Here is a 3,392-nt window from a genome sequence, read left to right as displayed (position 1 = left end):
CTAATTTCCTATAAATACTGAATAAATACGGACTGGATCAGGAAGTCTGAAGGTAAAACTTGACGCGTTGTTCGACCACTATATCGAGCGCAATTTCGTGACCAAGGAATATCAGGAGCGCCTGCTGGAAAATGATGTCCGCAGACTGCTGTTCCGAGCCAAGATCGGCGCCGAGTATCGGCGCGAAAAGATCGGCACTGACGATTTTGCCGTGAATTTCCCTTTTGTCTGTATGGCCGATGGTCAAGCCGCGCGTGTCATCAAACCGCTTTATCTGGCGCAGGGCGATTCGACCAAGATACTGACGCACGGCGGCCAGTGGGTCGACAAGGTGCGCCGCCTGCGCAAACGCAATGCCCTGCCCGCCAACGTGCTGTTTCCGGTCACCGCCCCGGCGATGAATTCGAAACCGTACGAGGCCTTTGAGGAAATCCGCGAAGACCTGCTGGCTGTAGCCGTTCGGGTCGTGCCCGCGAACGACGAGAATTTGATCCTTCAGTTCGTAGCTGGCGCATAATTCATATGTGACCAGACCGCGACCAGACAACAAAAAAGCCGACCCGCGAAGGTCGGCTTTTTTCCTTTCAGATCAGCGACCTGAAGGCATTTGTTCTTGGAGCGGGCGATGGGAATCGAACCCACGGCTCTAGCTTGGGAAGCTAGGGTATTACCATTATACGACGCCCGCGAAGTTGGCCATTTTACGATGCTCAGCCAGTCTTCACAACCCGGAAAGTTGTGAGCTTGTGGGTCGTCCCGTTCAGTCGCTCGTTACTGTCCGTATGCCATGGAGCCACGGGGCGCGATCAGGGGGCGGAACGATGGTGGTGAAATACAGGCAGCCTCATTGGAAGCCTCATGAATAGGCGATCTACAAGGCAACCATCCAGAGACAGCCTGAATACGCCACTCTTCAGGCGTATGGCGTGCAGATCGCCTATCCATGCGGCCTGCAGTCATCTGGCCTGCACCGTCGGCAAGCCGGCCCACTCGGTGGTATAGCCCGGCGACAGATGCCCGCGCTTCATTTGCCATTCCTTGCCCATGCCTTCCGCAGCGAGACGCAGGGTGCCGCGACCCCAGCGCGAATTGATGCGGTCGAGTGTGCGCATCAAGCGCTCGTTCTCTCCCAGGGCTCCGAACAGGGACGGCTGATGCATCCGGCGCGGACAGATGTCAGAGAGCATCACGCCGGCCTTCTGGTAGGCAAAGCCTGGCCGATAGATTTGCTTCAGGATCAGCAATGCCCAGCGCGCCAGCAGCCGGCTGTCGGCCGTGGCTTCGGGCAGGGGGAGCGTGACGGCCTTTTGATAGCGGGGCTCGGAAAGGTTGAAGGGGCTGGTCTGGATGTGCACCGTGACCGCACCGGCCAGCGAGTCCTGCTGCCGCAGCTTTTCGGCGGCACGGCTGATGTAACTGGCCACGGCTTCCTGCAGGTCGTCAAAATCATGGACGCGCTGGCCAAAGGAGCGGCTGCAGATGATCTGCTGTTTGGCCGGGGCCACTTCTTCCAGCGCCAGGCAGGAGGTGCCGCGCAGTTCGCGCACCGTGCGTTCGAGCACCACCGAGAAGCGGGCGCGGACGCTGTTTGCGTCGGCATCGCGCAGCGCTCTGACCGTGCGGATTCCCATGGCGTCCAAGCGCGGCGCGAGTTTGCGGCCGACGCCCCAGACTTCAGCCACGTCGATTCTGTCCAGCAGGGAATCCATGTCCGCCGCCGACATGGCCGTAAAGTCACAGACGCCGTTGGCACCGGCCAGATTTTTCTTGGCGCAATGGTTGGCCAGCTTGGCCAGCGTTTTGCTGCGCGCGATGCCGACACAAACCGCGAGTCCGAGCCATTGCTGGATACGCTCGCGGATTTGCCGCCCGTATTCGGCCAGGCCGATGGATTCGAAGCCGGCCAGGTCGAGAAAGGATTCATCAATCGAATAAACCTCGATGTCCGGCGAGAACTGCGCCAGGACTTCCATCACGCGATTGCTCATGTCGGCATAGAGCGCGTAGTTCGATGAAAAGGCGACAATGCCGTGCTGCCTGGCCTGGTCATGGATTTTGAACCACGGCACGCCCATGGGGATGCCCAGCGCCTTGACTTCGGCGCTACGGGCGACGACGCAGCCATCGTTATTCGAGAGCACCACCACCGGCACGCCGGCCAGCTTGGGGTTAAACAGCTTCTCGCAACTGGCGTAAAAGTTGTTGCAATCGACCAGGGCGAATATTGGCACAGGCGTGGGCATAGGCGTCACAGGTTGTGAAGAAATGCCAGAACACCTACCGCAGAGGCGCAAAGGAGCAAAGGTTTCGCAAAGAAAACCTTTGCAAACAATGGGGGGGCTTTGCGTTGGCTTTGCCCCCTTGCGGCTTTGCGGGCGCGCAGCCTGGCCTCGGGCCATGGATTTTTGAATTTTTCACAGGCTCTCGGCATGATCGGTCACGCCGGCAGCCGCTTGAATTTGCCCACGGCGACGCCCCACACGATCAGCTCCAGCCCTTCCCGGATCTCGATCGGCGTATAGGCCTTGTTTTCGGCGACCAGTGCCACACGGCCGGCGCGGTGATAAAGACGCTTCACCAGCCTTTCCCCGTTTACGAAGGCGACCACGATATGTCCGTGCCGTGGCGAGATGCTGCGATCGACCACCAGCACGTCGCCGTCAAAAATTTCAGCGCCCTCCATGGAACGGCCTTCGACCGGGAAGAAGAAGGTGGATACCGGGTTGCGCACCAGGTAGGTGTTGATGTCGAGCCGCCTTTCCTCATAATCCGCCGCCGGCGAGGGAAAACCCGCAGAAATCTTTCCGGAATCAAGCGGCAGGGCGCAGGGCACGGCAGCAAGCGCAGGCAATCGGATGCCAGGAAAAGACCCGGCGTTGAAAGACTCAGGGGCAGACGGGGAAGAAACCATGAAGAGTAACGCTCAAAAAAATTGATTGCTGTAATTATATACAGTAATTTGACAACGCCAAGCGTTCGTTGTGCCACCTGGAATCCCCGTAACGGCAACCCACGTGGCGCAGCAAGCCGAAGCTCTGACACGACAACAGCCCACCAGCCTTTCATTTGCATTGTCAAACTATGCAAACAAGATCAACATGCCATCTTTCCCTCCTGGACCGAACCCGCCATGCCTAAGTTGCCGCAGGACAAAGACGAACTGAGCGGAAGACAAAAATGACTGTCGCCGCCGTTCGCTTCGGTCAGGTCGACCTCACTTCCTGTGACCGGGAGCCCATCCACATCCCGGACTCGATCCAGCCGCATGGCGTCCTGCTGGTCGTTGACCTCAAGGATCTCGTCGTCCGCCAGTTCGCCGGTGACACACGCTGGCTACTGGGTGTGCGCGGCGCCGTGAAACTACCATGAATTCGGCAACTTGAAAGTGCCAG

4 protein-coding genes and 1 tRNA gene are annotated in these 3,392 nt (G+C 58.8%); 2 read left to right on the top strand and 3 right to left on the bottom strand.

Annotation, left to right across the window (positions count from 1 at the left end):
* The first annotated feature begins 67 nt into the window (after positions 1 to 67).
* Complete coding sequence (locus ACOYNV_RS26830; RefSeq protein WP_422902877.1) at positions 68 to 517, top strand: hypothetical protein; 450 nt, start codon at positions 68 to 70, stop codon at positions 515 to 517.
* 97 nt (positions 518 to 614) lie between these two features.
* On the opposite strand, the gene ACOYNV_RS26825 is transcribed toward ACOYNV_RS26830, so the two are convergent.
* The 3 genes from ACOYNV_RS26825 to ACOYNV_RS26815 all read right to left on the bottom strand — a co-directional run bounded on the left by ACOYNV_RS26825 (position 615) and on the right by ACOYNV_RS26815 (position 2,851).
* Positions 615 to 688: transfer RNA gene (locus ACOYNV_RS26825), tRNA-Gly, on the bottom strand.
* Between the two features lie 268 nt (positions 689 to 956).
* Positions 957 to 2,243, bottom strand: coding sequence for a Y-family DNA polymerase (locus ACOYNV_RS26820; protein ID WP_422902876.1), 1,287 nt, complete (start codon positions 2,241 to 2,243; stop codon positions 957 to 959).
* Positions 2,244 to 2,437: 194 nt separating this feature from the next.
* Positions 2,438 to 2,851 carry a LexA family protein gene (locus ACOYNV_RS26815; RefSeq protein ID WP_422902875.1) on the bottom strand — a complete coding sequence of 138 codons (414 nt, stop codon included), beginning with the start codon at positions 2,849 to 2,851 and terminating at the stop codon, positions 2,438 to 2,440.
* Between the two features lie 326 nt (positions 2,852 to 3,177).
* Between ACOYNV_RS26815 and ACOYNV_RS26810 the strand changes: the two genes are divergently transcribed.
* The gene (locus tag ACOYNV_RS26810) at positions 3,178 to 3,369 is read left to right on the top strand and encodes a hypothetical protein (RefSeq protein ID WP_422902874.1); all 192 of its coding nucleotides are present in this window, start codon (positions 3,178 to 3,180) and stop codon (positions 3,367 to 3,369) included.
* Positions 3,370 to 3,392 lie beyond the last annotated feature (23 nt).

It is taken from the genome of Propionivibrio sp., from assembly GCF_049316945.1.
GTDB lineage: Bacteria > Pseudomonadota > Gammaproteobacteria > Burkholderiales > Rhodocyclaceae > Propionivibrio.
This window is presented reverse-complemented; position numbering and strand designations above follow the sequence as displayed.

Bases quoted from the DNA above. Each gene is read 5' to 3' on its own strand.
- ACOYNV_RS26820 (WP_422902876.1), bottom strand. From the start codon at position 2,243: ATGCCCACGCCTGTGCCAATATTCGCCCTGGTCGATTGCAACAACTTT.
- ACOYNV_RS26810 (WP_422902874.1), top strand. From the start codon at position 3,178: ATGACTGTCGCCGCCGTTCGCTTCGGTCAGGTCGACCTCACTTCCTGT.